At 69.7% G+C, this 26,641-nt stretch carries 26 protein-coding genes; 16 read left to right on the top strand and 10 right to left on the bottom strand.

Features of this window, described 5'->3' with window-relative positions; translation table 11 throughout:
- The first annotated feature begins 24 nt into the window (after positions 1–24).
- Entirely contained in the window at positions 25–1,686 is a 1,662-nt protein-coding gene (locus ACZ4TV_RS02200) for a lytic transglycosylase domain-containing protein (RefSeq protein WP_468129695.1), read from the top strand.
- A 160-nt stretch (positions 1,687–1,846) separates the two neighbouring features.
- Here the strand turns inward: ACZ4TV_RS02200 and ACZ4TV_RS02195 are convergent, their stop codons facing one another.
- On the bottom strand, positions 1,847–2,050 hold the full coding sequence (locus tag ACZ4TV_RS02195) for a cold-shock protein (protein ID WP_030012116.1): 204 nt from the start codon (positions 2,048–2,050) through the stop codon (positions 1,847–1,849).
- A 237-nt stretch (positions 2,051–2,287) separates the two neighbouring features.
- Here ACZ4TV_RS02195 and ACZ4TV_RS02190 point away from each other — a divergent pair, with 237 nt between their 5' ends.
- The 3 genes from ACZ4TV_RS02190 (at position 2,288) to ACZ4TV_RS02180 (ending at position 8,909) form a co-directional block, all read left to right on the top strand.
- Positions 2,288–3,151 carry a menaquinone biosynthetic enzyme MqnA/MqnD family protein gene (locus ACZ4TV_RS02190; RefSeq protein ID WP_468129693.1) on the top strand — a complete coding sequence of 288 codons (864 nt, stop codon included), beginning with the start codon at positions 2,288–2,290 and terminating at the stop codon, positions 3,149–3,151.
- Positions 3,152–3,351: 200 nt separating this feature from the next.
- Positions 3,352–7,800 carry an FtsK/SpoIIIE domain-containing protein gene (locus ACZ4TV_RS02185; protein WP_468129691.1) on the top strand — a complete coding sequence of 1,483 codons (4,449 nt, stop codon included), beginning with the start codon at positions 3,352–3,354 and terminating at the stop codon, positions 7,798–7,800.
- A gap of 257 nt (positions 7,801–8,057) precedes the next feature.
- Positions 8,058–8,909 carry a hypothetical protein gene (locus tag ACZ4TV_RS02180; RefSeq protein WP_468129689.1) on the top strand — a complete coding sequence of 284 codons (852 nt, stop codon included), beginning with the start codon at positions 8,058–8,060 and terminating at the stop codon, positions 8,907–8,909.
- A 72-nt stretch (positions 8,910–8,981) separates the two neighbouring features.
- Here the strand turns inward: ACZ4TV_RS02180 and ACZ4TV_RS02175 are convergent, their stop codons facing one another.
- Positions 8,982–10,373, bottom strand: a complete 1,392-nt coding sequence (locus ACZ4TV_RS02175; protein ID WP_468129688.1) for a PE-PGRS family protein — start codon at positions 10,371–10,373, stop codon at positions 8,982–8,984.
- An 83-nt stretch (positions 10,374–10,456) separates the two neighbouring features.
- Here ACZ4TV_RS02175 and ACZ4TV_RS02170 point away from each other — a divergent pair, with 83 nt between their 5' ends.
- Positions 10,457–11,203, top strand: a complete 747-nt coding sequence (locus ACZ4TV_RS02170) for a hypothetical protein (RefSeq protein ID WP_468129686.1) — start codon at positions 10,457–10,459, stop codon at positions 11,201–11,203.
- Positions 11,204–11,249: 46 nt separating this feature from the next.
- Here the strand turns inward: ACZ4TV_RS02170 and ACZ4TV_RS02165 are convergent, their stop codons facing one another.
- From ACZ4TV_RS02165 to ACZ4TV_RS02155, 3 genes are read right to left on the bottom strand one after another with little or no spacing between them, the layout of a single operon-like run.
- Positions 11,250–11,774: a hypothetical protein gene (locus tag ACZ4TV_RS02165; protein WP_468129684.1), complete on the bottom strand. Its 525-nt coding sequence runs from the start codon at positions 11,772–11,774 to the stop codon at positions 11,250–11,252.
- A gap of 42 nt (positions 11,775–11,816) precedes the next feature.
- The gene (locus ACZ4TV_RS02160; RefSeq protein WP_468129682.1) at positions 11,817–12,827 is read right to left on the bottom strand and encodes a hypothetical protein; all 1,011 of its coding nucleotides are present in this window, start codon (positions 12,825–12,827) and stop codon (positions 11,817–11,819) included.
- The gene (locus ACZ4TV_RS02155; protein WP_468129680.1) at positions 12,815–13,507 is read right to left on the bottom strand and encodes a hypothetical protein; all 693 of its coding nucleotides are present in this window, start codon (positions 13,505–13,507) and stop codon (positions 12,815–12,817) included. Before ACZ4TV_RS02155 ends, ACZ4TV_RS02160 begins: the two co-directional genes overlap by 13 nt.
- A gap of 157 nt (positions 13,508–13,664) precedes the next feature.
- On the opposite strand from ACZ4TV_RS02155, the gene ACZ4TV_RS02150 reads away from it, so the two are divergent.
- On the top strand, positions 13,665–13,925 hold the full coding sequence (locus ACZ4TV_RS02150; RefSeq protein ID WP_468129678.1) for a hypothetical protein: 261 nt from the start codon (positions 13,665–13,667) through the stop codon (positions 13,923–13,925).
- An 84-nt stretch (positions 13,926–14,009) separates the two neighbouring features.
- Here the strand turns inward: ACZ4TV_RS02150 and ACZ4TV_RS02145 are convergent, their stop codons facing one another.
- Positions 14,010–14,270, bottom strand: a complete 261-nt coding sequence (locus ACZ4TV_RS02145) for a WXG100 family type VII secretion target (protein ID WP_214955193.1) — start codon at positions 14,268–14,270, stop codon at positions 14,010–14,012.
- A 275-nt stretch (positions 14,271–14,545) separates the two neighbouring features.
- Here ACZ4TV_RS02145 and ACZ4TV_RS02140 point away from each other — a divergent pair, with 275 nt between their 5' ends.
- Positions 14,546–15,052 (top strand): hypothetical protein, encoded by a 507-nt coding sequence (locus tag ACZ4TV_RS02140; RefSeq protein WP_468129676.1) that lies wholly within the window; start codon positions 14,546–14,548, stop codon positions 15,050–15,052.
- 5 nt (positions 15,053–15,057) lie between these two features.
- On the opposite strand, the gene ACZ4TV_RS02135 is transcribed toward ACZ4TV_RS02140, so the two are convergent.
- The gene (locus ACZ4TV_RS02135) at positions 15,058–15,279 is read right to left on the bottom strand and encodes a hypothetical protein (RefSeq protein WP_468129674.1); all 222 of its coding nucleotides are present in this window, start codon (positions 15,277–15,279) and stop codon (positions 15,058–15,060) included.
- A 102-nt stretch (positions 15,280–15,381) separates the two neighbouring features.
- On the opposite strand from ACZ4TV_RS02135, the gene ACZ4TV_RS02130 reads away from it, so the two are divergent.
- The 6 genes from ACZ4TV_RS02130 to ACZ4TV_RS02105 all read left to right on the top strand — a co-directional run bounded on the left by ACZ4TV_RS02130 (position 15,382) and on the right by ACZ4TV_RS02105 (position 21,222).
- The gene (locus tag ACZ4TV_RS02130; RefSeq protein WP_468129672.1) at positions 15,382–17,574 is read left to right on the top strand and encodes an alpha/beta hydrolase; all 2,193 of its coding nucleotides are present in this window, start codon (positions 15,382–15,384) and stop codon (positions 17,572–17,574) included.
- A gap of 117 nt (positions 17,575–17,691) precedes the next feature.
- Positions 17,692–18,051, top strand: coding sequence for a hypothetical protein (locus ACZ4TV_RS02125; protein WP_468129670.1), 360 nt, complete (start codon positions 17,692–17,694; stop codon positions 18,049–18,051).
- Positions 18,048–18,398 (top strand): hypothetical protein, encoded by a 351-nt coding sequence (locus tag ACZ4TV_RS02120; RefSeq protein ID WP_468129668.1) that lies wholly within the window; start codon positions 18,048–18,050, stop codon positions 18,396–18,398. The genes ACZ4TV_RS02125 and ACZ4TV_RS02120 overlap by 4 nt, the downstream gene beginning before the upstream one ends.
- Before the next feature lie 96 nt (positions 18,399–18,494).
- On the top strand, positions 18,495–19,712 hold the full coding sequence (locus tag ACZ4TV_RS02115; protein ID WP_468129666.1) for a mucin-2: 1,218 nt from the start codon (positions 18,495–18,497) through the stop codon (positions 19,710–19,712).
- A 90-nt stretch (positions 19,713–19,802) separates the two neighbouring features.
- Positions 19,803–20,393, top strand: coding sequence for a hypothetical protein (locus tag ACZ4TV_RS02110; RefSeq protein ID WP_468129664.1), 591 nt, complete (start codon positions 19,803–19,805; stop codon positions 20,391–20,393).
- Positions 20,394–20,430: 37 nt separating this feature from the next.
- The gene (locus ACZ4TV_RS02105) at positions 20,431–21,222 is read left to right on the top strand and encodes a hypothetical protein (protein ID WP_468129662.1); all 792 of its coding nucleotides are present in this window, start codon (positions 20,431–20,433) and stop codon (positions 21,220–21,222) included.
- A 77-nt stretch (positions 21,223–21,299) separates the two neighbouring features.
- Here ACZ4TV_RS02105 and ACZ4TV_RS02100 read toward each other — a convergent pair whose 3' ends face one another.
- The 3 genes from ACZ4TV_RS02100 to ACZ4TV_RS02090 all read right to left on the bottom strand — a co-directional run bounded on the left by ACZ4TV_RS02100 (position 21,300) and on the right by ACZ4TV_RS02090 (position 23,399).
- Complete coding sequence (locus tag ACZ4TV_RS02100; protein WP_468129660.1) at positions 21,300–22,346, bottom strand: hypothetical protein; 1,047 nt, start codon at positions 22,344–22,346, stop codon at positions 21,300–21,302.
- The gene (locus ACZ4TV_RS02095; RefSeq protein ID WP_468129658.1) at positions 22,334–22,990 is read right to left on the bottom strand and encodes a hypothetical protein; all 657 of its coding nucleotides are present in this window, start codon (positions 22,988–22,990) and stop codon (positions 22,334–22,336) included. The genes ACZ4TV_RS02100 and ACZ4TV_RS02095 overlap by 13 nt, the downstream gene beginning before the upstream one ends.
- 100 nt (positions 22,991–23,090) lie before the next feature.
- On the bottom strand, positions 23,091–23,399 hold the full coding sequence (locus ACZ4TV_RS02090) for a hypothetical protein (RefSeq protein ID WP_468129656.1): 309 nt from the start codon (positions 23,397–23,399) through the stop codon (positions 23,091–23,093).
- 252 nt (positions 23,400–23,651) lie between these two features.
- Between ACZ4TV_RS02090 and ACZ4TV_RS02085 the strand changes: the two genes are divergently transcribed.
- Genes ACZ4TV_RS02085 through ACZ4TV_RS02075 form a run of 3 tightly spaced genes read left to right on the top strand, consistent with a single transcriptional unit; the run spans position 23,652 to position 26,638 of the window.
- Positions 23,652–24,368 carry a CpaB family protein gene (locus ACZ4TV_RS02085; RefSeq protein WP_468129654.1) on the top strand — a complete coding sequence of 239 codons (717 nt, stop codon included), beginning with the start codon at positions 23,652–23,654 and terminating at the stop codon, positions 24,366–24,368.
- A gap of 27 nt (positions 24,369–24,395) precedes the next feature.
- Complete coding sequence (locus tag ACZ4TV_RS02080; protein ID WP_468129652.1) at positions 24,396–25,334, top strand: hypothetical protein; 939 nt, start codon at positions 24,396–24,398, stop codon at positions 25,332–25,334.
- Positions 25,331–26,638 (top strand): CpaF family protein, encoded by a 1,308-nt coding sequence (locus ACZ4TV_RS02075; protein ID WP_468129650.1) that lies wholly within the window; start codon positions 25,331–25,333, stop codon positions 26,636–26,638. The genes ACZ4TV_RS02080 and ACZ4TV_RS02075 overlap by 4 nt, the downstream gene beginning before the upstream one ends.
- Positions 26,639–26,641: the final 3 nt, after the last annotated feature.

Here is a 26,641-nt window from a genome sequence, read left to right as displayed (position 1 = left end):
GCTCCTTGGGGGGATCGCCGCACTGTGAAGCCGCTTCACCGCCACCTCGTCAACACCTCGCGCAAGGTCCTGTGCACGGCCGCGCTCGCGGCCAGCCTGACCACCGCCGCGGTCGTGACCAATCCGTCGACCGCCGACGCGGGAGAGTCCGAGCCCACCCCGGACAGTCCGCAGGCCACCGACCGTGGTGACGGCCGGCTGGATCTGCCCGACGTCGTCGCCGACCCGCCGCCCGCCGGGGCGGGGGCGCAGGACGGGGCCAGCGGGATACCCGCGACCGCCCTCGACGCCTACCACCGCGCCGAGCTCTCGGTGGGGGCCGCGCTGCCCGGCTGCAAGCTGCCCTGGCAACTGCTGGCCGGCATCGGCCGGGTCGAGTCCGTCCACGCCTCCGGCTACGGGCTCAAGGCCGACGGCTACACCGAGAAGCCGATCCGCGGCCCCCGCCTCGACGGCAACGGCTTCGCCGAGATCCGCGACACCGACAAGGGCGAGTGGGACGCGGACACCGAGTACGACCGGGCGATCGGCCCGATGCAGTTCATCCCCTCCACCTGGGCCACCTGGGGCGCCGACGGCAACGGCGACGCCAAGCGCGACCCCAACAACATCTACGACGCGGCGCTGGGCGCGGGTCTCTACCTGTGCGCGGGCGACCGGGACCTGTCGAACGCGGCCAAGCTCGACGCGGCGATCCTCAGCTACAACAACTCCCGCGAGTACGTGAACACCGTGCTCGGCTTCATGCGGCAGTACCAGAACGGCGGCGTCGCCGAGGTGCCGAACCCGCCCGCCGGGAACTACCCGCCGCAGTCGCCGGGCACCCTGCCCACGCCGGCCCCGCAGAAGCCGGTCACGCCGGCTCCGACGCCCACCCCCACGCCGACACCCACGCCGACCCCGACGCCCACCCCCACGCCCACCCCGACCCCGAGCAAGCCGGCGCCGCACCTGCACCAGCTGACGCTGCTCGACGGCCCCGGGCTCACGGCCGAGGCCGGGGCGGCCTTCACCCAGGTCCCGCGGGTCAAGGTGCTGCTCAGCGACGGCAAGCCCGCCGTCGGCCAGGAGGTGGTCTTCGCGGTCGAGGGGGACACCACCGGCGGCACCCGCTTCGGCTCGGCGGACTCCCTGGTGGTCAAGGCGGGCGCCGACGGCATCGCCGCCGCGCCCGGGCTCAAGGCGGGCCCCAAGGCCGGCGCGTTCACGCTGCGGGTCTCGGCCTACTCCACCGCGGCAGAGCTGACCGTGCGGTTCGAAGGCAAGGTCACGGTGACGGTCGCGGACCTGCTGGCGCGCGCGGACGACGCGAAGCCGCTGGAGGCGGTCGCCGGTACGAGCATCAAGGGCGTGGAGGTCTTCGCCACGGCCGCCGGCAAGCCGGTGGCGGGCACCAAGGCCACCGCAGGCCTCGTACGCAAGGACGCAGACGGCACGTGGGTCCCGGTGGACCCGGCGACCGCGAAGGGCCCGTACTTCAAGGGCGAGGACGGCGAGAAGCTGACCACCCTGGACCTGGCCCCCAGCGGCGCCGACGGCAAGATCACCCTGCCGGAGCTCTTCACCGACGCGGACCTCGCCCCGGGGACGTACCACCTGCGCCTGATCACCCCGGAGAACGTGGTCCTGATCCTGGACCTCAAGATCACCCCCTCCACCCTGACCGCCCCCCCGGCCAGCCCCTGACCCCGGCCCAGGCGGGCCCGTAGGCCCGGGTTCCCGCATACGCAGCCGCCCCCCACCCCGGGAGGGAAAAGGCAGGAGCCCTGCCGTTCTGCTCGCGCAGAGGGGACAGGGCTCCTTGGGTACTGCATTTCCAACCCGCGATTGAGGTTGGCCCAGGCGACTAGGCCGGGGTGACGTTCTCCGCCTGCGGGCCCTTCGGACCCTGCGTGACGTCGAAGTTCACCGTCTGGTTCTCCTCAAGGGAGCGGAAGCCAGAGGCGTTGATCGCGGAGTAGTGGACGAAGACATCCGGGCCGCCGCCGTCCTGGGCGATGAAGCCGAAGCCCTTTTCAGCGTTGAACCACTTCACGGTTCCGGTAGCCATGAGCCCTCCTATGGGCCAAAGGGTCGCCCTGCTCCAGAACCTGCTAAGAAGTCTGAAAACTACAAAAGCCTGCGGGTCACATTCTCCGCAGGCCTCGTACTGCAAGGGAAACCAAACTGCAACTTGCGACGAGCCTAGCACGCACCCTGCGGCCGAGACCAGAGGGAAAGATCACGTCACCCGGACGTTTGAGACCCACCGGAAGGCTGACGCGGACCCGGGGACTAGTCTCCCGATGTGGACGTCTACCGCAGCCGGCCCCGCGTCGGCCACATTCAGTTCCTGAACTGCCTGCCCCTCTACTGGGGGCTCGCCAGAACCGGCACGCTGCTGGACCTGGAGCTGACCAAGGACTCCCCCGAGAAGCTCAGTGAGCGCCTCGTCCAGGGGGACCTGGACATCGCCCCGATCACCCTGGTGGAGTTCCTCCGCAACGCCGACCAGCTCGTCGCCTTCCCCGACATCGCGGTCGGCTGCGACGGCCCCGTCATGTCCTGCGTGATCGTCTCGCAGGTCCCGCTGGAGCAGCTCGACGGAGCCCGCGTCGCCCTCGGCTCGACCTCCCGGACGTCCGTACGCCTCGCTCAGCTGCTGCTTTCCGAGCAGTACGGGGTCCGGCCCGACTACTACACCTGCCCGCCCGACCTGAGCGTGATGATGCAGGAGGCCGACGCGGCCGTACTGATCGGGGACGCCGCGCTGCGCGCCTCGCTCCACGACGCGCCGCGGCTCGGGCTGACCGTGCACGACCTGGGGCACATGTGGAAGGAGTGGACCGGACTGCCGTTCGTCTTCGCCGTCTGGGCCGCCCGCAAGGACTACCTCGCCCGCGAGCCCGCCGTCGTGCGCGAGATCCACGAGGCCTTCCTCGCCTCCCGGGACGTCTCCCTGGAGGAGGTCGCCAAGGTCGCCGAGCAGGCGGCCCGCTGGGAGGCCTTCGACGCGGAGCTGCTGGAGCGCTACTTCACGACGCTCGACTTCCGCTTCGGTCCGCAGCAGCTGGCCGGCGTACGGGAATTCGCGCGCCGTACGGGACCCACGACGGGTTATGCCGCGGACGTCGCCGTGGAACTCCTGAGCGCGGTGGCCACGGAACGCTGACCGGTAACGCCGAGGGGTTTACCGGGAATTGCCGTCCATTCCGCGTTTCCGGCGGACGCGCCGGAATGCGCGGGGTGAATGGGAGAGGTCCCCAGGGGGCGGCTGTTCCCGCCCCTGCGCCCAGCGGCTAGCCTCGGTTGATCAGCGAGGACGCAGCGGGTGGGCGGGCGCGGCACGCGCCGGCGGTGAGGGGACAGGTCATGCGAGTCCTGGTGACGGTCGTACAGGGGGGCATACCCCCGCAGGACGTCGTGATCAACGCGGACGAGACGGCGACGGCCCGGGACGTGGCGGAGGCGGTGGCGTCGGCCTTCGGCGTCGCCCACCCCGGGCAGAGCGGCGGGCTGCGCGAGGTGGTCGTACCGCTGCACGCCGGCTTCGCGCCGCAGGTGCCGGCCGGACCGACCCTCTGGGCCGACGGGCAGCGCTGCGAGCCGGGCACGCCGGCCGCGGGGATCCTGCGCGACGGCATGCGGGTCTCCGTGGACGACGCGATCGGCCCGCTGCTGCGCAGGGGCGAGCCCGCCGGGTACTACGAGCTGCGGGTCGCGGGCGGTCCGGCCGCGGGCCGCGTGGTCCGCCTGGGCGTCGGTACGGCGACCATCGGGTCCGCCCCCACCTGCACGATGCCGGTGGCGGACGGCGCGCTGGCCCCCGTCGCCGTGCGCGTGACCATCGACGTCAAGGGGAACGCCACCCTCCAGGCCCAGGAGGGTGCGGGGGTCCTGCTGGACGGGGAGCAGGCCGAGGGGCAGCAGGACTGGCCGCTGGGCACCTTCGTACGGGCCGGGGACTCGCTGTTCGTCCTCGACCGGGTCGGCGAGCCGGACGCGCACCTCTCCGCCACCGGCGAAGGCGGGCTCGCCTACAACCGCCCGCCCCGGCTGTCGCCGCTGCGCCCGCGGCCGCGGGTGGTCGTCCCCGTCCTGCCGTCCAAGTCGGAGCGGGCCCGCTTCCAGATGATCGCGGCCTTCACCCCGATGATCTTCGGACTGGTGATGTTCGCGGTCACCAAGCAGATCTACATGCTGCTCTTCTGCGCGATGACCCCGATCATGATGCTCGGGCAGTGGATCAGCGACAACCGCGAGGGCAAGAAGAAGAACAAGACCTCGATGAAGCAGTACAAGAAGGACGTCGCCGCCTACGAGGCCGAGCTGGTCCGGCTCGGCAAGCAGGATCAGGCGTACCGGCGGGCGGACAGTCCCGACCCGGCGGAGATCCTGCTGTTCGCCACCGGACCGCGCCGCCGCCTGTGGGAGCGCCGGATCACCGACGTGGACGCGCTCCAGCTGCGGGTGGGCGTCGGCGTCCTGCCGGCCGACGTCGAGCTGGCCATGGCCCGGGGCGGGTACGCCGAGGACAGGCCGGAACCGCCGCTGGTGGACGACGTACCGGTCACCCTGCCGTTCGCCGAACTCCGTGTCGTCGGTGTCGCCGGCGACCGCCCGCGTGCCCTGGCCACCGTGCGCTGGCTCGCCGTCCAGGCCGCCGTGCTGCACAGCCCCCGCGACCTCTCGCTGGTCGTGCTGTCCTCCGTACGCGAGGCGGGCGCCGACTGGGCGTGGGCCCACTGGCTCCCGCACACCTCGCCCCAGCTCGGGCAGGACTGCGTCGCTCTGGTCGGATCCGACTCCGAGGCCGTCACCCGCCGCGTGACCGAGCTTCTCAACGAGCTGGCCCGGCGCAAGGCCGCCCGGGAGGACCACAGCTCGATGAGCGGCGGCATGGCCCCGGACCCCTTCGTCCTGCTGGTGCTCGACGGGGCGCGGCTCCTGCGCCGGGTCCCCGGAGTGCCGCAGCTGCTCCAGGAGGGGCCGACGTACGGGATCTTCGCGCTCTGCGTGGACGAGGACCAGCGGGTGCTGCCCGAGGAGTGCTCGGCGGTCGTCGCGTGGAACTTCGAATCGCCGACCCGGGTGCGGCTGCACGGCAGCGGGCTGGAGGCCGTCGGCGAGGTGCTGGCCGACCAGGTCGGGCCCGAGTGGTGCGAGCTGCTCGCCCGTTCCCTCGCGCCGGTGCGTGACGTGAGCCGCGACGACGCGGGCGGATCCCTGCCGACGGCGGCCCGGCTGCTGAACCTCCTCGGCATGCCCGACCCCACGGGCTCCGACATCGAGAAGATCTGGCGGGCCGGAGGCTCGACCACGGCGGCGCCCGTCGGTGTCGCCGCCGACGGAACCTTCACCCTGGACATCCGGCGCGACGGGCCGCACGCCCTCGTCGCCGGTACGACCGGCGCGGGCAAGTCCGAGCTGCTCCAGACGATCATCGCGTCGCTGGCCGTGGCCAACCGTCCGGACGCCCTCAACTTCGTCCTCATCGACTACAAGGGCGGTAGCGCCTTCATGGACTGCGCCCGCCTCCCGCACACCGTCGGCATGGTCAGCGACCTCGACGCCCACCTGACCGAACGGGCCCTGGCCTCGCTCGCCGCCGAACTCCACCACCGCGAGACGATCCTGTTCAACGCGGGCACCAAGGACATCGAGGACTACAACGACACCCGCAAGCTGCGCCCCGAGCTGGAGCCGATGCCCCGCCTGGTGCTGGTCATCGACGAGTTCGCCTCGCTGGTCGCCGAGCTCCCCGACTTCATCGCCGGTCTCGTCGACATCGCGCGCCGAGGCCGTTCGCTCGGCGTGCACCTGATCCTCGCGACGCAGCGCCCGGCCGGTGTGGTCAGCGCGGACATCCGGGCCAACACCAACCTCCGCATCGCGCTGCGCGTGACCGACGGCACCGAGTCCCAGGACGTCATCGACGCCCCGGACTCCGGCGCCATCGCCAAGTCGACGCCGGGACGCATGTTCGTCCGCTCCGGCGCGCAGTCCCTGGTGGGCGTGCAGTCCGCCCGTATCGGTGGCCGGCGGCCGGCCACCGGGAACAGCGGCCCGAAGGCGAACCTGGTCCCGCTCACCTGGGCCTCGTACAGCCGCCCGCTGCCCAGGGCGGCCGACACGAGCGACGACGGCACGATGGTCACCGACCTCGCCGTGCTCGTCGACGCCGTCCGGGCGGGCTCGGAGGCCATGGGCTTCCCGGCGCCGCGCAGCCCGTGGCTGGACCCGCTGCCCGAGCACGTGACGCTGGACGACCTGCCCACGGCGCCCGCCCGCACGCACGGGGACGTCCCGCCGATCGGATACGCGCTCACCGACCTGCCGGCGCAGCAGGCCCGCGCGGCGTTCGGACTCGACCTGGTGGGCGGCGAGCACACCATGTTCGCCGGCGGAGCCCGCTCGGGGCGGTCCACGGCCCTGCGCACCCTGGCCGGAGCGCTGGCCCGCGGCACCGACCCGGGCGACGTCCACGTGTACGGGATCGACTGCGGGTCGAACGCCCTGCTGCCCCTCGTACGGCTTCCGCACGTCGGCGCGGTGGTCAACCGTGACGAGCCCGACCGGGTGCGGCGGCTCATCGACCGCCTGCTGAAGGAGATCAACAGGCGCCAGCAGCTGCTCGCCATGCAAGGGGCGTCGAGCGCGGCCGAACAGCGGGCGGCGGCCGCTCCGGAGGACCGCCTTCCGTGGATGGTCCTGCTGCTGGACAGCTGGGAGGGCTTCTTCTCCGCCTTCGAGGCCTACAACTACGGCCAGCTGATCGAAATGGCCCAGCGGATCTTCCGCGAGGGTTCGGCGGTGGGCCTCAAGGTGGTCATGACGGCCGACCGTAGCGGCCTCAGCGGCATGGTGGCCTCCGCGTTCCAGGACCGGCTGATCCTGCGCTTCGCCGACCCCAACGACTACGCCGTGGCCGGCCTCAACGTCCGCGAGGTCCCGAAGAACATGGGCCCGGGCCGCGCGCTGCGCATCACCGACACCGGCATCGACGAGACGCAGATCGCCCTGCTCGACCCGGACCCGTCGGGCCAGGCCCAGGTGCGGATGCTGCGGGAGATCACGGAGGAGGTGCAGGCCCGGTACGGCCGCGTCCCGACGCACCGCCGCCCGCTGCGGGTCGACGCCCTGCCCGCGCGGATCACGGCCGAGCAGGCGCTCGCCCTGGACCCGGAGTTCACCCCGCCGTCGCCGCTCTGGGCGCTGCTCGCGGTGGGCGGGGACGAACTGGCTCCGCTCGGCATCGACCTGGAGGAGTCCGGCCCCGGCTTCGTGATCGCGGGTCCCCCGAAGTCCGGCCGCTCGACGGCCCTGGTGTGCGCGGCCGAGTCCCTCCTGGCGGCGGGCACCCCGCTGGTCCTCATCACCCCGCGGCGCTCGCCGCTGCGGGACCTGGAAGGGCGCCCGGGCGTCCTGGGCGTGCTGAATGCGGAGAGCCGCGAGGAGGACCTGACGGAACTGACGGAGCAGGCGGAAGGGCGCCCGTACGTGGTGGTCGCCGACGACGCCGAACTGCTCTACGACACCCGGCTGGACGAGGCACTGGAAGCCCTGCTGCGCAAGGGTGCGGACGGCGGCCTCGGCCTGCTGACGGCCGGCACGACGGACGCCCTGTCGTCGCAGTACCGGGGTTTCGTGACCGCGGCGCGCAAGTCGCGCAACGGGCTGCTGCTGACCCCGCAGAGTTCGCAGGACGGAGAGATGTTCGGCATCCGGCTGCCGTCGAACACGGGCGGCGGCTCGCCGGGCAGCGGCCTGCTCGCGTCGGGCGGCTCCTTCAAGCCGGTGCAGGGCGTGATGCGGGGCTGAGGCACCGGGCTGAGACATGGGGGCGCCCGCCGGGTCCGGTGGGCGCCCCGCCGCCTTCTCGGCGCGCGCACCGGATCGACGCCCTCCGGCCGCAGTAGGTTCGTATGCTGATCCCGTCATTGATCGACAGCGGGGGAGGCTGTGATGGAGAGACCGGACACGCAGGGGCGCATGCGAGGGCGGGCACCCCGCGACGAGGCCCACCAGGCCCACGAGGAAGCGAACTTCGTCCAGAACTCCCGGAAGTGAGCCACCAGATGCCTTCCTACGACAGCTCCCGCGCCCGCTTCCGGCTGGCCGGCCGGCACATCGCGGTCCTCGCCCACCTGGTGGACGGTGAGACGCCACCCGAGGATCTGACGGAATCCCTGGGTGAGCTCCAGGGCATCGGCCTAGTGGGGGACGAGGGGGAACTGGCGCCCGTACTCAGGGAGTTGCTGGGCACCCTGGCCAACCCCCTGACGATGGTCCAGGTCGAGATCACCGGGGAGCACGGCCCCGTCGACCACGGGATCGTGGTGGGTCCCGAGGCGGTCGTCTCCTTCGACTCATGGCCGGGCGAGGACGAGGCCGAGTACGTCCCGGTCGAGCCCGGCATGCTCATGTGGGAGCTCTCCCGCAAGATCAACCTGCGGCGCGGCGAGCCGGACGTCGAGCCCCCCGAGGTGACCCGGATCGAGACCACCATGGGCACTCTGGACGCGGTGTTCGTGGCGCTCAACGAGGCGGCGGAAGGCGGGGCCACCGCAGCCGGGACGGAGGTCCGCGACCTGGCCCGCCGGGCGGCGACCGGGGCGGACCCCGCGCTGACCGGCCCGCCACTGGAGCAGTTCCTGGACCTGGTCCTCGCGCTCAACGCGACCTGGAGGGTGACCACCGCCTGGGACGGCCGCCACGAGGGCGAGCGCGCCGGCATGATCCGGGCCCTGGCCGCCTGGGATTGCGGTCCGCTGGGTTACTGGATCCGGGAGACCCCGGAAGAGCCCATCATGCCGGGCCAGGTCACTCCGGAGAGCACCCTGACGGTCGTACGCTCCATGCCGGGCGAGATCTGGGACAAGCTGACCGATCTGCTGCCGGACAAGGAAGACCTGTACCTGGAGGGCTGAGCCGGCGGGCGGGCGGGCGGGCAGGTGGGCGGGGACCGTTGTCCGGCCCCTGCCCGCCCGCCCCGCCCCGGCTCACCAATTGAACGGGTTGAGCTTCTTTGCCTTGTCTCCAACCCAGTTCGCGGCCTTCTTGGCGCCGCCCTTGATGGTGTCCCAGTTCTCGACGATCTTCGCGCCGCCGTAGATGACACCCGTGACCACCGCCGCGCCGATCGTGATGGGGTTCGGGGCGATCATCGCGGCCGTCAGCGAGGCGTTGAAGCCGACCTCGGCCCAGTCGCCGATGTACTTGGCCTTGTTCTCCTTCCACGCCTTGCCGTGATCCTTGTCGATGGCGTTCCACAGGCTGAAGCCGGTGGCGGCGACGCCGCCGACCACGCCGGCGCCGCGCAGGAACCCCGCCGTCTTCGCGGCCGCACCCAGGCCCGCCCGGAACGGGGATCCGGCGGGCGCTCCCGGGACGGCATTCACCCCCCGCTGGAGCGCGGCCGCGTTCCCGGCGACACGGAACAGGTTCGCCTGGCCCGCACGGGTCACGGCCTGCCCGGAGTGGGTTGTCCCGCCGAAGACCCTGGCGGCCGTGTCGGAGCCGACGAAGAAGTCGATGGCGGCGTTGGCCTTGGAACCCTGCATGAAGGGGAGGGCGCGGAAGCGGTCCCAGCCCCTGCCGTACAGGTCGCCGCGCACGTTCGTGGTGCCTGGGACGCGCGCGGCGTCCTGGTAGGTCGCGCTGTTCGCGAACGCGCCTCCGAGCTGCGAGGGCAACCAGGAGCCGGGTGCGGCGACGGACCGGATGGGTGGCGACCACCTGATGAACTTGTTGCCGCTCCACCGGACGAGTCCCACGTTCGAGGACCGCAGCATGGTCCCGATCCGGATTCGCAAGGCTCTGCCGGACGTGGTGTTCACGTGGTTGCCGATGACCACGCGGGTCAGCGAGGTGCCCGAGATGGTGATCACACCGGCGGCCATGGCGACGCTGTGCCAGTCACCGAAGATGCCGACCAGGGTGGCGATCGTCTCTTCGTGTAGCGGCATGCCCGGTATCTGCTCCAGGGCGTGTGCCGAGAGCCGTTCGATGTAGTCGTTGACGGTCTCCTCGGGTTTGCGCTTGAAGTCGTACGCCTTCGGATCGTCGCTGGCGGCCACCGAGTTGGCCAGCAGGAAGAGATCGGGTGTCAGCCCGTCCCCCTGGTAGTTCCGCAGCTCCTCCGGCGAGAACCCGGCCCAGAGCAGGCCGGCCTGCGGATCGCCGTCCTCCAGCCGGGCGATGGTAGCCCTCTTGCGGAGGTCCGGCGCAGTGTCGTTCGCCCAGGCGCGGAGCGGCTTGAGAGCCCCCAGCTTGCTGGTCACGCCCAGCGACGCGGCGCGGATGAACGCCTCGTCCACCTTGTCCCGTAACCCGCCCCGACCGTCGATCAGCTTGGCGAGCTGATCGAGATCGTTCGGATTGGCCTTTCGCATGGTGCCTCCCCCGAGAGCATGCTGTCGATCAGCTGATCGTATGCGGCAAGATGGGCCGACGAGGCTTAACGGGAGGGAATTTCATGGTGTTCGGGAAGAGGAAGCAGGCCCAGCCCGCTGTCGATCCGGGGCCTTGGGAGCGGATTTCCAAGTTCACTGTCGGGACGGTCACGCGGAACGCCCTGCGGACGGCGAAGCGGGGAGAGGGGCCGCTGGCCGTCCGCGCGTTCACCTGGGTGGCGGGCGACGCGGAGCGGACCCCGTTCCTGTACGTGGTCCCGGCCGAGCGCGGGGCCTCGCAGCGGGCGAAGGGCTTCCGGCTGTACGCGACCCCCGACGCCGCCGGCACGCCGGTGTGTTCGGTCCTGCCGGATGCGGAGGCTTCGGGCCGGTACCAGGTCCTGGACGCGGAGGGCGTGGAGCTGGGGGCGGTGGTGCGGACTCCGGTCGCCAAGCGGTCGGTGCAACACGGCTGGTGGCTCCAGACGCCCGAGCACCCCGAGATCGCGGCACGCTACCACTGGGCCGAGGGTACGGCCGCGGATGTCGGAGGGCGGGCCGCTTTCCAGGTGATCAAAGTCCCGTATCTCGTGCTGGAGTCGGTGGTCACACTGGGAGGTGCCAGCGAGGGTGACGTTCCGCCCCCCAAGCCGGCCACCTGGCGCTCGGGGGACACCACCGTGATCACGTCCGAGAGCCAGTTTGGTGCGCGCTGGTACGCCATCGAGGCGCCCTGGCTGGACCGTCGGCTGGGCTTCGCCCTCGCTGTCCTCCGCGACGGCAACCGCAAGCCGGCGGAGGACACGGCCCCGGGCACTTCCGCGCCGTAGCGCTGAGCGGTGAACAGTTTCCTGCCCACCGCTCAGCGGAGCGGTCTCAGTAGGCGGCGCCGGTCGCCTGGGCCAGGGCCGTCAGGAATGCCGTCCGGTCGTGGGTGGCGATCTTGAGTCCCTTGCCGTCGCGGGTGGTGAGCACGAGGGTGTCCATGCCCATCGGGACGGCCCAGCCGCCCCCGACGAGCCGCGGCACGTTCCACTCCGTTTCCCGCAGGCCGGGGATCGCGTCGATGGTCGATGCCGACACGGCGTAGCGGGTGGCCATCCCCGGCACTGCCTGCTGGAGGGCCACCTGGACGGACCCCGGATGGATGGCCGAGAGCGCGAACCGCTCACGGCCGACGCGCAGGGAGTCCTTCGAGGGGTCGATTCGAATGCGGTTGTAGATGCGCTTCGAGATCGGTACGCCGAGGCAGGGCAGCAGGAGCAGCAGGAAGAGCGCCGAGACGGCGAGCCAGGCCCCGGTGTCCTGGGGGATCGAGTCCACGCCCATGGCGGCGACACCTGCCAGGTAGAGGCCGATGCACAGGGCGGACCAGGTCTTGGGGAGCTTCTCGACGTACATACGGGTCCCTCAGTTCGTCTCGGGTGGTCGGGGAGCTGACGATTACCGGTTGATGGCCTGGATCTCCTGGACCGTCACGTCCTGGGTCGTGCCGAAGGTCCCGCTGGGGAGCTGGCCGCCCTGGCCGGTGCTGCTCCTCCACTCGACCTTCCAGGTCACCGTCGCCCGGAGCTTGTACGGGCCGGTGCCGGTGGTGGAGCGGAGGTACGTGACGCCGCAGGGCGGGGCCTGGTTCGCCTTGTCCTGACTGAACGGGGCTCCGATACTGCCGTCCGCGGCGATGGCGCACACGCCGCCCGCCGGGTGGAGCTGGGCGTCGGGCGTACCGGGATCGAGGCGGAGCGACACCGGAGTGGCGGTGGTGGTCGCCGACAGGCCGGAGTTCGGGATGCTCGCCGTCACGGAGACGGCCTTGAACGTCGACTTGTCGAGCCAGGTCCATGTGGGCAGGTTCACAACGGACTTGTCGCCCGGCTTCATGGTGATCCGAGCGTCGGGCAGCCGCAGCTCGTCGTACGCGTACTCGGCGAGGACCTTGGGGCTGACGGCGAGCGGCTCCGGGGGAGTCTGGCCGTTGGGCACCCAGAAGGGCAGCTTGTCGCAGGAAGCGGCCGCCGGGTCGTCCTTGCGCTTCGGGTTGACCACCGACGCCCAGAACATGCCCTGGCCCTGTTTGTCCAGGTTGTAGTCCTTGTAGGGCGTGCCGTCCTTGTAGTAGCCGTTGAGCATCGCGGCGAACGCGCTACCGAACAGGGGCAGGCCGTTGATGGCCTTGACCGTGGACTCGATCTCCTTCGGGGAGAAGGCGGGCTCGTACCAGCAGGCCGGGGGCGTCCAGTTGCCGTCTTCGGAGCTCAGCGTGCCAGTTTTGGCGGGGCCGGTCTGGCCCGGAGAGGTGACCTGGATCTTCGTCTCGGCCGTGATGTTCTGGCCGCTCTGACCGCCCTTGCTGCTGCCGCCGCGGTCCGCATGCGCCTCAGGTACGGTCAGGGTCACGGCGAACCCACCCAGGAGGAGCAGGGCCGCTGCCCTCCTGACCATCACGGCTGACATCCCTGGAATCCTCGCTCCGAGACCGTCTTGGCGGTCTGCCAGACACCCTTGTCGTTCTGCTCAAGGCGTTCGTTGTAGAAGACGTAGGAGTTCTTGGTGGCGGGGGTCATGTCGACTTTGCCCGTCTTCACGTCTTTCGTGTAACCCTTCGTCTCATCGGCGCAGTAGGTGACTGCCGCGGCGCCGTCCTTGAGGAAGGTGACCCTCCGGGAGAAGTACCTGACCGTGCCGGTCACCGTCTTCCCGTCCTTCAGGAAGCCGTTGATCCAGGTGGTCGAATCCACCAGCGCCGCGTCCTTGGTGTAAAACGCCAGCGCCTCAGACTTGGGGTCCCGGCGGGCGATCGCGTCATCGACCGCGCGTACGTGTTCGGCGTTATCGCGAAGAACCGCGTCCACCTTCGGATCGCCGCTGCTCTCGCCTTCGAAAACGAGCACATCGTCTGCCGGCAGGCTGATCTTAGGGCGGTCAGCGCTGCCTGGCGCGGAGGGGCTGGGAGAGGCCGAAGCGGAGACGGACGGGTTGCTGTCCGCACCGGGGATCTTGTCGTTCGCCGTCGGCTTGGCGTCTCCGCCACACGCCGTCATCGTCAGGGAGAGCGTGGCCGCAAGGAGGCCGAGGCCGACCCGGGTTCGCGCATGCATAGTTGACATCCGTAACGTCTGTTGCGACTCGGTCATAGGTTGATCGGACAGTGGCAGCGTAGTCATGCCCCCTGACAGCTCCGACGGTCGGGAGGGCGTTCACGAACCGCAAGAAGCCCTCGGGGGGACGGCTCGGCCGGACCCGTCCCATCGATATGCTGGGACGGTTGTCGAGACAGCGGGGGAGGCTGCCATGGGTAACCCGGACATCCAAGAACTCAACCAGCGCGCTGGCGCTCTGAGGTCGCTCGCCGACCACATCGAGAAGATGATGGAGCAACCGCGCAACTTCAGCACGGGAAAGATGAAGACCTGGGAAGGTCCGAACGCCACGGACGTGCGGGGCAAGTTGAGCACCTGGCACGCGACGTGCGGCACAGTGGCGAAGTCGCTCCGCGAAGAGGCCCAGCAGAGCTCGGATGCGGCGAAGGAGCTTCAGAAGCCCAAGCCGTGACCCACGACCCACGGACGGCGGGGCGCCCATCTGTTCACGATGGACGCCCCGCCGCTGTATGTGCCTGACGGTCCGCAGGACCGATCAGGTGGCGCGCTCGATGTTGTCGGCGCTGGTGGACGCCGACTTGCTGGCGTCGTTGAGGGTGTCGACCCACTTGGTGAACGTTCCACGAGCGGTCTCCCACTCCTGGCGGAACTGGTCCGACTTCGGACCCTTCCAGTAGCCGGTGCTACCGGAGGTCGAAGAGTTCAGGTTGTTGATCAGCGTCTGCAGGTCGCCGGCCTTGTTGCTGAACAGCTTGGCCAGTTCCCTGAGCTGCTTGATATCTGCGCCACGATCCATGGCGGCCCTCCCCGTGTAACTGTGAACGACGGACGTTCCGTTCGCATCAACGGACGCTATCGCAACCCTATGCGAAATGGATCCCCCTTCCGAACGCGCATCCGTGACTATGCTGAGCCCGTAGGGACCAGAGGGGCGGCCCCGCACTGCCTCGACCGGGTGCCGGTGACCGACGGAACCAGGGCGGTGGCGAAGAGTTGCGTATCGGAACCATTCGGAAGATTCGGAAGATCTCGTGCTCCGTCCTCGTGGCGGCGGCGCTCTCCGGTTGCTCGATGCTGCCCGGTTCCGGGTCGGGATCGGGGCCGAAGAAGGGCGACGAGAGCGGTCTCACCTACCAGGACGCCCTGGAGGCCATGCTCCCTGGCGTCCGGGAGGCGATGAAGCCGGCCATGCCAGGGGTCGAGCCCCAGGAGGGCTTGCGGAGCAACGCGGACTGCGGTGGTCCGGACTTCACCGACGGGAAGGACGCCAGCAAGGTCAAGTCCACGTTCGATGTCGACCTGACCGGAGTGGCCTCTGACGGCCGTTCGCCGGAGGAGCTGGCGAGCGGCGTCGTGACCCGGCTCACAAGCCAGGGCGGCTGGAAGGTGGGTCAGCGGCAGGACAGCACGCCTGTCGGCAAGCCGGACGGGGTGATCAAGTACGTGGAAAAGCCCGGCGCCGGAACCGTCATGGTCATCGCGTACCCGTTCAAGACGACATCGGGTGCGGTCATCCCCAAGCTCTCCGCCGTCATCGTGACGGACTGCCTCCGGAACCCGCAGTACATGAAGGAGTGAGAAGGTCAGTTGGGCTGGCTCGGGGAGGTCTTCTCCTTCCGGTTGCCGGCCTCCTTCTCCAAGTCGGCGGCCATCGTGCCCAGGCGCGTCTTGCGCGTGGCGAGTTCCCCGCGAACGCTGGTCGCGGTGGGCCCCTGCCACTGCTCACCCGGCTTGGCGTTGCGGTCCGCCGCGATCTCTATGGACTCGTCGAGCAAGACCCTGATGTCGGCGGCCAACTTGCGCAAATCGACCGCATCGTTCGCCCCCATGGCAAATCGCCCCGTATCTCTGCCTAGTTGATCGTTTCGCTGGTCATACAATCGTTCGCAGTACTACGATACGCGGCCATGGCCATGGTTTTCGCGGATCCAGAGATGCTCGACCGGCTGGCGAAATCGCTGGACAGCAAGGCCGGCGCGATCCCCCAACTGAAGAGCAGAGCAACCGCACTTGAAGCCGGTGGACTCGTGGCCGGTCTGCCCGCGATCGCCTCCTGGCTCGGGGACACGGCCAAAGACCTGCGGCGCCGGGCGAAGATCATGCGGTCCCCCTCGGAATCGCCCTTCGACACTCTCGCGGCGTTCGGGCTGCCCCCGGGCGTGGCCGGCGACCCGGATGCGGGCAAGAAGCTCCAGACCGACCTGAAGGCACTTCTCGCAGAGCAGAAGAACGGCACTCCGCAGCAGCGTGCCCAGGCGGTCAAGGACTACTTCGCCAAGCTCTCCCCCGCACAGCAGGCGGCGCTCGCGACCACGGATCCGTTGCTCGTCGGGAACTTGGACGGAGTCCCGGTCAATGTCCGCTTCGCAGCGAACCGGCTGACGATCCAGTCGGAATACACCAAGGAAGCCGCCTACCTGGCGACGCTCAAGCCCACCGACGCCGCGTACAAGCGCACCAAGGAGCGTGTGGACACGCTGCGGAGCTTCATGAACCCGCGCGTCAAAACCACCCTCGACCCGAACACCGGCCAGAAGATACAGGTCGAGGTTCCGCGGCAGTTCCTGGTCTTCGATCCTCACTTCGGCTCGACGGCCGATGCCAAGGCGACACCCTTCCCGGACGGTCGGATCGCCGAAGTGGTGGGTGACCTGGAGAACGCGGACAATGTCGCTTTCCGGGTTCCGGGCATTACCAATCGTCTCGACAACTTCAATGGTTTCTCGGACGGCGGGTACCAGCTCGTCGCCGATGAGAACGGAGTCGAGCAGCCGGGTACGGCCGTGGTCAGCTGGCTCGGCTACGACACCCCGGAGCTCGGCGACTCCGTGGACCCGGCCAAGGCCTTCGCGGGCGGCACGGCCCTGAATGCCTTCCGCCAAGGCATATCCGTCAACCTGAAGCCGAACGCCGGGCTGGACATCTTCGCCCACAGCTACGGGACGCTGGTCACGAGCAAGGCGCTGCAGGCGGGTCTGACCAACGTGGACAACGTCACCTTCATGGGCAGTCCGGGCCTCGGCCCCAACATCAACTCCGTCGCCGACTTCAAGATGCCGAACACCAAGTTCTACGCGATGCGCGCGCCCGGGGACTGGGTGTCGTACACGCAGGGGCACGGCAAGGACCCGGCGGACTTCAAGGACATCACCCGCCTCGCGACCGACGGCGCGAGTGGCCATTCGCAGTACTACAACTCGAAGACCGGGTCGCTGGCCAACATGCACCGGATCTTCTTCGGCGGCGACGCCAAGCCCCTGTCCCGCACGAACACCTCCCTCGACGACGAGCAGGTCGGCGCGGCCGAGGCGCGAGAGCTGGTCGGCTTCCTCCACGGGAAGATCCCGCCGGACGTCGTGGTGAAGATGGGCGGCGACCTCGACGCGGCGGTGCAGGCGCACTTCGCGGGACGCATGGGGGTGAAGGACCTCCTGGTCGAGGTCCACTCCGTGCTGGGCAAGCACAACATGTGGGACCGCGTGCCGCCGGACCAGCTGTTCGGCAAGATCAACGACCTCGCCGGCAACATCGCGTACAAGCAGGCGTACCAGGCGGCGAAGGACAAGGGCGCGCCGGACTTCGTCGCCGCCGCGGCGGGCAAGGCGGCGGAGATCGCCTCGGAGAAGCTGCTGCAGGTGACCACGTGGCCGGTGGTCAAGCTCCTGGAGATCGACCGGATCGCGAACAACGTCCAGCAGTTCGGCGACATCGTCGAGCAGGGGGCCACCGAGATCGGCGGGCACGTCAAGGAACTGGGGACGGAACTGGGCAAGGACGGCGCCCAGATCTTCAACGACACCAAGGACCTGACGGGAGGGCTCTTCAAGGACGGCGGGAACGTCGCCCTGGAGCTCGGTGACACCTTCGTGCGGCCCTGGAGGGCGGGCGAGAACGCCGGGGACATCTGGAAGATCTCGAACGGCGCGATGGACAAGATCTACGACAAGGTGCCCGACATAGCCGGGGGCCTGAACGACGCCAAGAACACGATCGTGGACAAGGGCGGCGACATCGCCAGGTCCGCGGCCAACACCGGTGGCGCGGCGCTCGACAAGGGCAAGGACATCGGGAAGAGCGTGGTCAAGTTCGTCTTTGGCTAGGCTCATGGCGGGGGCGTGCGGGGGTGTGCGGGGAATCGGGAAGGACTGGTGGGACAGCGCATGGGGCAGGACAACGGACATGACGACGGACGGGCCCAGAGGGAGCGGCGTCGGCTGGTGAAGGAGGCGAGGGCGGTTCTCAAGACGGTCCTCGCGGACGCCACGCTGATGGACCTGCCCTCGCCGGTGGCACCGGAGGCCGTCTCGGTCACCGCCTTCGACGAGTCCGAGACCCGGTCGTCCGAGGACCTGACGGCCGCCCTCGTGGCGGCGCTGGGCGAGGCCGGCTGGACGATCCAGGAGAGCGAGAGCGAGAGCGAGAGCGAGGGCGAGGGCGGGAGCGGCTCGTCCTCCGGCCTCTCCGCCCCCTCCGTCGGCCCCGCGCTGTACGCCGTCCTGCCCGGCCTGGGCAGTGGCTCCTTCGCCGTCCAGCCTCCCGCGATCTCGTTCGCCGGCGTGCTGGAGGGTGACGCGTGACCGGCACGCCGGAGTCCGGCCGGGAGACCGCCCCGGCGGCGGTCCTGGCCGCCGAGATCCGGGCCGCGATCAGGGCGGCCTCGCCGCGAGCCGTGTACCCGGACGACGAGTTCGACGGGGACTCCGCCCGCATCGCGGGCTGGGACCCGCAGGAGACGGCGTCCAACGGCGCACTGCTGCGAGCGAGTACGGAGTACCTGGCGGGACGCGGCTGGCGGGTGGCTCCCGAGGCGACGGACAGCGACGACCGGTCCGCCCGGGTCTTCAAGGCGGGCGTGGGGCGGGGCCGCCTGTACGCGTCGAACCGTGGGCTGACGTTCACCGGGAGCGTGACGCCGCCGCGGTGACGCGGGACCGGGCCCCCGGGTCGAGTTGGCTCGAACTCGCCTATATGCTGGGCAGTTTGTAGGACTGCACGGATGTTCGCACGGGGGAGTTCGCCGATGAGGAAAGCCAATCCGCAGGACCTCGAGCAGCTCGCGAAGCTGCTGGACGGCCGGGGCGGATCACAGGACAAGATCGCCGAGGCGTTCACGCGCGCCGCGTCGCTCGGCGTCACGGCGAAGCTCGGCCCTCTGAGGCCGATCCAGACCTGGACCACCGAAACCGCGCCGGACCTGCGCAAGCGGGCCGGCATCCTGCGTGCGGAGAACGGCGACCCGACGGGCGGCTTCCTGTGGGCCGGCTTCTCTGCCGAGGACGCGGCACTGCTGGCGCTCAACCCGCAGTTGGCGATCCTGGCGGGCGCGGCCTCGCTGGCCGACGACGGCAAGTTCGACTGGGTGAAGCGCAAGCCGCACGAGACGTACACCGAGTGGCAGAACCGGATGAAGAGCGACGCCGTCGCGAAGATCACCGGTGACAAGAACATGGGCGAGGTCGTCGCCGACTACTACGACCTGGTGAACTTCATCTCGACCGCCCCCGGCGCCCTGTTCAAGGCGGGCAAGGGGATCTGGGACCTCAAGAAATACTGGGGGCCGGACGCCAAGAATCTGAAGGCCCCGGGCACCTTCCTCGCGCAGATGCTGCGCGGGCAGGGCTCGACGGGCACCATGGCGCTGGCCCGGCAGGGCGCCCGGATCGGCCGGCTGATCCCGCCCCCGTTGCTCAACTTCCTGGCGGGCAACAACTCGTACGCCGCGCTCGTCGGCAAGAACTGGGCGTGGGAAGCCAACCTCCTCAAGGTGGCGGGCCCGGCGGCGCGCCTGGAAGGGGCGATGGGCGGAGGCGCCCTCGCGCGGTTCGGCGCGGGCTCCGGGGCCATGCTGAAGACCGCCGGCTTCTGGCGCGGGGCGGGTGTCTTGGGCAGCGCCGCCGCGACCGGTGTGGGGGCCTTCGAGCTGTACCAGAAGGGCAACCCGGTCGAGGCCTTCAAGAGGGACGGGGCCGGCTACGTCGCGGACGTCGCGGAGGTCGGTTTCAACGCCTCGCTGACCGCGGCGATGATCGCTCCGAACCCCATCACGATTGGTGCCGTCGTGGTGACCGGCGTCGTCTACGGCGTGGCCTCGATTGTCGACAACTGGGATACGGTCAAGCAATGGCCGGGCAAGGTGGCCGACGCGGCGGGGAAGGCCGGCGAGGCCATCTCCAAGGGCGCAGGCAGGCTGGCCGACGGGGCCAAGAAGCTGGTCAGCAAATACAACCCGTTCGACTGAGGGCGCCGATCCCGGCCGCCGCCGCAACCGCGGCGGGGCCCGCGAAATGGCCGGGCAGTAAACTCGACCCATTCGACCGAGGGGCGCCGAATGCACAACATCCCGTTCGAACTCACCTATCGAGGACCCGCCGAGGGATACATCGATCGCGTGGTGACGCACGCGTGGTCCGGAGACGTGCCCGGGTTTGGGCTGATCGAGATGAAATTTCCGATCAAGGTGACCTCCCAGGTGCACAGCACCCTGCTCTCCGCGGCCTGGGGAGAGCAGTTCCCGACCGTCACCTTCGCCGGGGTCGGCTTCCGTCATCACCTGCGGATGGCAATGATGGAGATGACCGTCAACGAGTGGCCGGCGGTCTTCAAGCGACGGCGCTTCGCCGTGACGCGGCGAGGACGCGCGCTGCGCATCAACGTCTACGGGCGTGACTACCGCTACCAGGTACTCGACGGGAAGCGCCGGCACATCCTCATACGGGACGGTGCCACCGTCACCACGACCCGTTCGGAGTGGAGACACCCGCGGACCATCTCGGGCGTGGCACAGGGCGACATCGACAACGTCGACGTCGCCCTGGCGGTGGCTCTGCAGAGCATGTACACCCGGAATCTCACCTTCGGCGGCGCTCTGTATTCCGGGCCCGGCCGTTTCCTGAGCCGTATGGATCTGCCCGACTTCTGATCTTCCCGAACCATTTTGTTTTCTCAAAGGAATTGAAATGCCTTCGATCGATGCAGCCCGCCGCCGGCTGCGCCTCGCGGACTCGCACATCAGCGTGCTCGGCATCCTCGTCGAAGAGAGCGAGGTCCCCGGCGAGCTCGATACCGCGCTGGACGAACTCCGCGCGGCCGGAATAGTCGGCGAAGACGGATCCATCATCGGGGACCTCTACCCGCTCGTCTCCACCCTGCTGGCGCCGCGCGTCATCGTCCGTACCGAGATAACCGGTCCCCAGGGCGTCCTGGAGAGCGGCGCGGTGATCGGCAACGACTTCGTCTTCGTGCACGAGGGCTGGCCAGGTGAGACCGAGTCCGAGTACCTCCCGGTGGAGGCGCCCCTGCTCGTCCCGGCCCTGGCCCGGAGTGTCGACCTGCACGACGACGTCCTGGACGGCCTGGACTTCACCGAGGTGATCACCTCGACGACCGGTGAGCTCGACGCGCTGATGGTGCGCATGGAGGCCAGCCGGGGGAGCGTGGACACCGACGAGGTCGTACGGCAGACCGGCGCCCCGGCGCGGCTGGTCGAGGTGCTCGCGCAGCTCAACTGCATGTGGCGGATGACGGTGGTGTGGAAGAACGCCCACGTCGAGAACCCCGAGCCGACCTTCAAGGGCCTGGCGGTCTGGGACTGCGGCATGGCGGGCTACTGGGTTCGCGAGCTGCCCGCAGAGCCCGTACGCGAGGGTGAGGTCACCCTGGAGAGCCCGCTGCGGGTTCGCCGTACCAACGCCAAGGAGCTGTGGCAGGCGATCGCCGACCTCCTTCCGGAGGGCTCGGAACTCGGCTGACCCGCGAGGGTGCGGATGCCGTGCCTCCGCCCGCCGGGGCATGGGTCTCCCCGGCGGGCGGTGGCAGCAGCGGTCGGTCAGCGGTTGACGGCCTGGATTTCCTGGACCGTCACGTTCTGGGGCTCGCCCTCCATGTAGCCGGAGGGGAGTACGTCTCCCGTGCCGTTGCTGCCCTTCCAGGAAGCCGTCCAGGTGACGGTGGCCTGGAGCGGGAACGTCCCGTTGCCCGAGGAGCGCAGGTACGTGACCCCGCAGGGCGGGGTCTGGTTCTCGGAACCGGCGGTGAAGGGGGCGCCGGCCCCGCCGCCCGGGTTGAACGCGCACTCGCCGCCGCCGGGGTGGAGCGTGGCGTCCTTCGTCCCGGGCTTCAGGAGGACGGACGCCGGTGTGGCGGTGGCGGTGGCCGTGATGGTCACCCCACCCGCGTTGAGCGTGGCGGTCACGCTCTTCTCCTCGAAGACGGCCTTGTCGAGCCAGGCCCACGTACCCAGGTTGACCTTGGTGTTGTTCGCGGGCGCCAGATTGACCTTGGTCGTCGGCAGCTGGATCTCGCCGTAGGCGATCTGCGCGAGCATCGCCGGCGTGACGGCGTTCTGGAGCGGAGGAGTGACGCCCTTCTCGACCCAGCGGGGCAGTTCATTGCACGCCTGCGCGGCCGGCTCGAGCTCGCGGCCCTCTGCCCGGACGCCGACCCAGAAGGCACCCTGGTCGGCCTTGTCGAGGTTGTAGTTCTTGTACTCGCCGTCCTCGTACATCTTCTTGAACTCCGCCACGGCCCTGCCGGCGTGGGGCATCTGGCCGGGGTAGTTCACCGTCTCGTTGTAGAGGGCCTCGATGTACGTCTTGAGCTGGGCGGGCGTCCGCGGCTCGTACCAGCAGGCCGGCGGGGTCCAGTTGTTGGCCGCGGTGAAGCCTCCGGTCTTCGTGCCGGGTTGCTTCTTGTCGCCGGTGGTCGTGATCACCGACGTGAGCGTGCTTCCCTTCAGTCCGCCTCCGGTCTGGGTGCCGCCCTGCTCACCTCCGGGCCGTTCGGTTCCGGCCATTGCGGCGGTCGGTATGAGAGCCACCGCCGTAGCGGTGATCCCGACCATCACCCACCGGCCGGCAGCGGTCACGGTGCGCATGTCTTGTCCCCCCTCTTGGAATCGAGCCTGGTCGTCTGCCAGACCCCCTTGTCGTTCTTGTCCAGCCTGGTGCTGAACGTGACGTAGGGGTTGCTCGATGAACTCATGTTCACCTTGCCTGTCTTGCGGTCCTTGTTGAAGGCCTTGGTGTCGTCCGAGCAGTACGTGACGGCAGCGGACTTGTCGCTGAGGATCTCGACCTTCGGATTGAAGAAGCGCATCGTCCCGGTGACGGTGAGGCCGTCCCTCTTGTAGTCGGCGATCCACTTGGATGCGCCGATCAGTGCGTCGCGCTGGTAGTAGAACGGGATGGCGGGCGGCTCGGCCTCATCGCTCGCGATGGCCGCGTCGGTCGCGTTGATGCGGTGGGTGACGTCCGTCAGGACGGCGTCCTTCACGGGATCGCCCGTGGTCCAGCCTTCGAACTCGTTCTTGTAGTCCGCGGGCAGCGTGATCTTCGGGCGCTCCACCGTGTTGGACGGGCTCACGCTCGGCGACGCGGATGCCGGAGCGCCGCTCTCCTCCGCTCCGGCGATCTTGCTGTTGCCCTTGTCGTTGCCCTTGTCGTTGCCCCCGCCGCATGCGGTCAGCAGCAGGGCAGTTGCCGTTGCGGCGACTGCAACGGGCAAAGTGCGGCGGTTCACTGGGCGGCTCCTGGTGGGGCGGGGGTCATCTGAAGCTGTACGACGCTACCCGTGTGGAGAATGGTTTCGCCAGGGCGAACGCGCGTGGATCCCGAGGAGATCAGCGGGTGCGCCGCCGGGCGACCAGGATTGCGAGGAATGTGACGCCTGCGACGCACGCGCACACCGCCGCGGCGATGAAGGGCCCGTGCGGCCAGGCGGGGGGCTGGTAGCCCGATTCGTGAGGAGTCTGCGCACATTCTGTGGTGGCGTCGCACACGAAGTGCTTGCCCGCGGTGAGCAACAGGCCTGTCGTCACGCCGATTCCCGCGAGGGCGAGGGCGGCGAGGAGCAGTGTCGCCGGTGCGGCGTACCAGGCTCCGTGGGGGCGGACGCGTGGCCGGGGCGGGCCGGTTGACGGGGTGTGCATCGCGGGCTCCTCCGGCTCGTGGCGGCGGTCGTGGCCCCCATCCTCCCCGCAGGGAGGGAACGTTGTCTGAGTACGCGTACTCATTTATGAGCGTGGTGTCCCCCCGGCGGCGGACTCGCCTTGAGGTGCCTATGTGCTACTGCTACCGTGCGATCACCTTACTTTTTAATAGTCCGGTCAGCTCATCAACAGGCGACGTTCTGTTCTTGAATGACCGGTTTTGTCTGTCGCAGTGCACGGGGGAGCGTTGGAGTGAAGGTCCAGGAACGTTCGGGCGCGGCGAACCACAGGGGTCCCGGGTCCGCTCAGGGCGCCGGCGAGCGACTGCCCTCTACGGGACGCGAACGCAAGCCGGCGCTGGCCGCGTTGGCGGTTCTGCTCATCCTCGTCGGAGCCCTCGGGGCCACCGTGCTCGTCCTGCGGGCAGGTGAGCGCATCGAGGTCGTGCGGATCTCGGCCGACATCCCCGCGGGCAAGTCCGTCACCAAGGACAACGTGACGCCCGTGATGGTGGCGGACGACTCCGCCGTCAACTACATCCGCTGGGAGCAGCGGGAAGCGCTGATGAAGCTCCAGGCGAAGAACACGCTCGTCAAGGGCACCATCGCGGTCGGCGAGATGTTCTCGGAGGGCAAGGGCCTGCCGGACGGCAAGGCGTACGTCGGACTCTCCCTCAAGGAGGGCCAGTACCCCGCCGGAATCAAGGTCGGCGACCGTGTCTCCGCCTACCGCGTGAGCTCCGATGCCGCCAAGCCCGCGGGCAACGGCTCGGGCGCCGCCGCCGAGGCCAACACGTTGCTGGTGAAGGACGCCAGGGTCAACGACGTCGTCGTCGGCGACAAGGACACCATCGGCAGCGGGAACCTGCCCGTCACCGTCATGGTCAGCGCCAACGAGATCGCGCCACTGACCCAGGCGGCCGCGGCCGGCCAGGTCGCCCTGGTGCTGATCCCGTCGGCCTCCGGCTGATTCACGAGCGCACAGGAAGCAGAAGAAATGGCGCTCATCGCACTCGCCGCCGACAAGGGGTCACCCGGCGTGACCACCACGGCCGTTGCGCTCGCGGCCGTCTGGCCGCGTCGCGCGCTGCTCGCGGAGACGGACGCAGCGGGCGGAGACCTCGTCTACCGCGGCTCGGCAGCCCACGGCGGACCGCTCAACCCCAACACCGGCATGCTGTCGATCGCCGCGACCGCGCGTCGCGGCCTCGCCGCGGACCAGCTCTGGGACCACGCGCAGACCATGTCCGGCGGCCTCGACGTACTCGTCGGGCTCGGCTCGTCCGAGCAGTCCGCGGGCCTCGTCGGCCAGTGGTCCCTGCTGGGCCGCGCCTTCGCCACGCTCGCGGAGTCCCCGCACGCGCCCGCGGACGTCATCGCCGACTGCGGGCGGATCGCCGGTGACGGCCCCGCGCTGGAGTTGTTCGCCCACGCGAGCCTGGTGCTGCTGGTGGCCCGCACGCAGCCCGAGAGCATCGCCCGTGTGCGGGACAGGGCCCTGGCCCTTTCCGCGCGGCTGCACGGCCAGCAGCGCGGTCCCGCACAGCCCGGCACCCCGCTCCTGGGGGTGCTGCTGGTGGCCGAGCCCAAGGACTCGTCGAAGGTGTCCAACCAGGTCAACGACATGCTGGTCGCGTCGCGTTCGGGCGTCCGCGTCATGGGCACCCTCGCGTACGACCCCACGGGGGCGGAGCAGCTGGCCGGGCGTCGGCGAGGCCGGCTGGACAAGTCCCTGCTGATCCGGTCCGCCCGGCAGATCTCCTTCGATCTGAACCAGCAGTACGGGGCCGCGTGGGCCGTTCCCACCGGTCCCGGCGGCCACGGCGGTCCGGGTGGCCACGGTGGTCTCAGCGGCCACGGTGGTCCCGGCGGCCACGGTGGTCCGGCCGACCACCGCGGTCCCGCCTCCGGACCCGTCCCGGGCACGGTCCGATGAGCGCCGTCGACCATCAGCTCGTCAAGCGGTTCCGGCAGGAGGCGGGCGACCGCATCGCCGAACAGCGCCGGGTGGACCAGCTGTCGGGCTTCCCCCAGATGTCGGGCGAGGACGAGCGGCAATACGCCCGCGCCGTCATCGCCCAGATACTGGAGGAGTACGCGCGCGGCGAGATCAACGCCGGCCGTACCCCCTTCGACGCGGAGACCGAGGAACAGTTCGCCTCCGCCGTGCACGCCGCGCTCTTCGGCGTCGGCCGGCTGCAGCCCCTGCTCGACGACCCCGAAGTCGAGAACATCGACATCAACGGCTGCGACCAGGTCTTCGTCGGATACGCGAACGGCAACGAGGTCCGCGTCGATCCCGTCGCCGAGTCCGACGAGGAACTCATCGAGCTGATCCAGGTCCTCGGTGCCTACTCCGGCCTCTCCTCGCGCCCCTTCGACTCGGCCAACCCCCAGCTCGACCTGCGGCTGCCCGACGGCTCCCGCCTGTCCGCCGTCATGGACGTGACCCGGCGGCCCTCGCTCTCCATCCGGCGGGCCCGCATGGGCAAGGTCTTCATGTCGGACCTGGTGGGCAACGGCACGCTCACCCCCGAGCTGGGCCACTTCCTGTCCTGCGCGGTCCGTGCCCGCAAGAACATCATGATCGCGGGCGCGACCAACGCCGGAAAGACCACGCTGCTGCGCGCGCTCGCCAACGAGATCCCGCCGAGCGAACGACTGATCACCGTGGAACGGGCCCTGGAGCTGGGCCTCGACACCTTCACGGAGCTGCACCCCAACGTCGTGGCCTTCGAGGAGCGGCTGCCCAACTCCGAGGGCCAGGGCGCCATCATGATGTCCGAGCTGGTCCGCCGCTCGCTGCGCATGAACCCGTCCCGGGTCATCGTCGGCGAGGTCCTCGGCGACGAGATCGTCACCATGCTCAACGCGATGTCGCAGGGCAACGACGGCTCCCTCTCCACGATCCACGCCAACAGCTCCAGCGAGGTCTTCAGCCGCATCTCCACCTACGCGCTCCAGGCGGCCGAACGGCTGCCCATCGAGGCCAGTCAGATGCTGGTGGCCGGAGCCATCAACTTCGTGGTCTTCGTCGAGCGTCGCAACGCCTTCCAGAGCGGCGGCAGGCTCCGCCGCGTGGTCACCTCCGTGCGTGAGGTGAACGGGGTCGACGGCCGGGTGCTCTCCAGCGAGGTCTTCGCGGAGACCGCCGACGGCCGGGTCGTCCCGCACGCACCGATCTCCTGCATCGAGGAGCTCGTTCCCTTCGGCTACCGCCCCAGCGGATCCTGGGGGTGAGGC

Source organism: Streptomyces sp. NPDC028910, assembly GCF_055564955.1.
This window is presented reverse-complemented; position numbering and strand designations above follow the sequence as displayed.

What these genes read in the sequence shown, in the direction of transcription:
- ACZ4TV_RS02195 (WP_030012116.1), bottom strand. Translation starts at nt 2,050, where the DNA reads ATGGCTACCGGAACCGTGAAGTGGTTCAACGCTGAAAAGGGCTTCGGC.
- ACZ4TV_RS02185 (WP_468129691.1), top strand. Translation starts at nt 3,352, where the DNA reads ATGCGAGTCCTGGTGACGGTCGTACAGGGGGGCATACCCCCGCAGGAC.
- ACZ4TV_RS02180 (WP_468129689.1), top strand. Translation starts at nt 8,058, where the DNA reads ATGCCTTCCTACGACAGCTCCCGCGCCCGCTTCCGGCTGGCCGGCCGG.
- ACZ4TV_RS02175 (WP_468129688.1), bottom strand. Translation starts at nt 10,373, where the DNA reads ATGCGAAAGGCCAATCCGAACGATCTCGATCAGCTCGCCAAGCTGATC.
- ACZ4TV_RS02170 (WP_468129686.1), top strand. Translation starts at nt 10,457, where the DNA reads ATGGTGTTCGGGAAGAGGAAGCAGGCCCAGCCCGCTGTCGATCCGGGG.
- ACZ4TV_RS02165 (WP_468129684.1), bottom strand. Translation starts at nt 11,774, where the DNA reads ATGTACGTCGAGAAGCTCCCCAAGACCTGGTCCGCCCTGTGCATCGGC.
- ACZ4TV_RS02160 (WP_468129682.1), bottom strand. Translation starts at nt 12,827, where the DNA reads ATGTCAGCCGTGATGGTCAGGAGGGCAGCGGCCCTGCTCCTCCTGGGT.
- ACZ4TV_RS02155 (WP_468129680.1), bottom strand. Translation starts at nt 13,507, where the DNA reads ATGACCGAGTCGCAACAGACGTTACGGATGTCAACTATGCATGCGCGA.
- ACZ4TV_RS02150 (WP_468129678.1), top strand. Translation starts at nt 13,665, where the DNA reads ATGGGTAACCCGGACATCCAAGAACTCAACCAGCGCGCTGGCGCTCTG.
- ACZ4TV_RS02145 (WP_214955193.1), bottom strand. Translation starts at nt 14,270, where the DNA reads ATGGATCGTGGCGCAGATATCAAGCAGCTCAGGGAACTGGCCAAGCTG.
- ACZ4TV_RS02140 (WP_468129676.1), top strand. Translation starts at nt 14,546, where the DNA reads ATGCTGCCCGGTTCCGGGTCGGGATCGGGGCCGAAGAAGGGCGACGAG.
- ACZ4TV_RS02130 (WP_468129672.1), top strand. Translation starts at nt 15,382, where the DNA reads ATGGCCATGGTTTTCGCGGATCCAGAGATGCTCGACCGGCTGGCGAAA.
- ACZ4TV_RS02115 (WP_468129666.1), top strand. Translation starts at nt 18,495, where the DNA reads ATGAGGAAAGCCAATCCGCAGGACCTCGAGCAGCTCGCGAAGCTGCTG.
- ACZ4TV_RS02110 (WP_468129664.1), top strand. Translation starts at nt 19,803, where the DNA reads ATGCACAACATCCCGTTCGAACTCACCTATCGAGGACCCGCCGAGGGA.
- ACZ4TV_RS02105 (WP_468129662.1), top strand. Translation starts at nt 20,431, where the DNA reads ATGCCTTCGATCGATGCAGCCCGCCGCCGGCTGCGCCTCGCGGACTCG.
- ACZ4TV_RS02100 (WP_468129660.1), bottom strand. Translation starts at nt 22,346, where the DNA reads ATGCGCACCGTGACCGCTGCCGGCCGGTGGGTGATGGTCGGGATCACC.
- ACZ4TV_RS02090 (WP_468129656.1), bottom strand. Translation starts at nt 23,399, where the DNA reads ATGCACACCCCGTCAACCGGCCCGCCCCGGCCACGCGTCCGCCCCCAC.
- ACZ4TV_RS02080 (WP_468129652.1), top strand. Translation starts at nt 24,396, where the DNA reads ATGGCGCTCATCGCACTCGCCGCCGACAAGGGGTCACCCGGCGTGACC.
- ACZ4TV_RS02075 (WP_468129650.1), top strand. Translation starts at nt 25,331, where the DNA reads ATGAGCGCCGTCGACCATCAGCTCGTCAAGCGGTTCCGGCAGGAGGCG.